The following is a 1,217-nucleotide window of genomic DNA, read 5'->3' on the forward strand; positions in this document are numbered from 1 at the left end:
ATACAAATTGATACTATCAAAACAACCTTCTTAGGGGATATTTTTTATTTTTCAAATAAATTAAAATTCAATGCCTTCAATTTGTGCAATAGTATGAATATCCTTATCACCACGGCCTGAAAGGTTAATAATGATATGTTTATCTTTACCTAATTCTTTTGCAAGTTTAATACCATAAGCCACAGCATGAGAAGATTCCAATGCTGGCAAAATACCTTCAACTTTGGTGAGTACATGAAATGCTTCTAATGCCTCTTTATCAGTAATTGCCACGTATCGTGCACGCCCACTATCTTTTAAATATGCATGTTCTGGACCAACACCAGGATAATCAAGACCTGCCGAGATTGAATGTCCTTCAATAATTTGTCCATTTTCATCTTCCATTAAATAAGTACGATTACCGTGTAAAACACCCACACTACCTGCACAAAGTGGAGCGGAATGTGCAGTTGGACCTTTTTCTAAACCATATCCTGCTGCCTCAACACCATAGATTTCAACTGAGGCGTCATCAATAAATGCATGAAACAAACCAATCGCATTTGAACCACCACCCACACAAGCTACCAAAACATCAGGCAAACCACCCACTTGTGCAGCAAATTGTACTTTTGTTTCTTTACCAATAATACTTTGAAAATCTCGTACCATCATTGGGTAAGGATGTGGACCTACGACTGTACCAATAATATAGAACGTATCATCAATATTCGTCACCCAATCGCGCATCGCTTCATTAATTGAGTCTTTAAGTGTTTTTGAACCTAAAGTAACTGGAATAACCGTAGCACCTAACAACTTCATGCGAAAAACGTTGAGCGCTTGGCGAGCCACATCCACCTCACCCATATAAACCACACATTCTAGCCCCAGACGCGCTGCAACCGTTGCCGTTGCCACTCCATGCTGACCAGCACCCGTTTCAGCAATAATGCGTGTTTTACCCATACGCTTAGCAAGTAGTGCCTGACCAATGGTGTTGTTAATTTTATGTGCACCCGTATGATTTAAATCTTCACGTTTAAGATAAATCTGAGCGCCATCCAATTTCTTGCTTAAATTTTGTGCATGATAAAGTGGCGTTTCACGACCTACATAATGCTTTAAATCCTGTTCAAACTCACGAATAAAATCTTCATCATCTTTAAACTTAGCATAAGCATCTTTGAGTTCAGTAACAGCTATCATGAGTGTTTCTGCAGTAAAAATACCGC

General features: G+C 38.9%; 1 protein-coding gene. It reads right to left on the reverse strand.

Annotation, left to right across the window (positions count from 1 at the left end):
• Nucleotides 1-60: 60 nt before the first annotated feature.
• Nucleotides 61-1,217: tryptophan synthase subunit beta (gene trpB, locus BOW51_RS10900; protein WP_078477721.1), on the reverse strand; the 1,157-nt coding region annotated here is incomplete at its 5' end.

The sequence above is a fragment of the Solemya elarraichensis gill symbiont genome (assembly GCF_002021095.1).
GTDB lineage: Bacteria > Pseudomonadota > Gammaproteobacteria > Chromatiales > Chromatiaceae.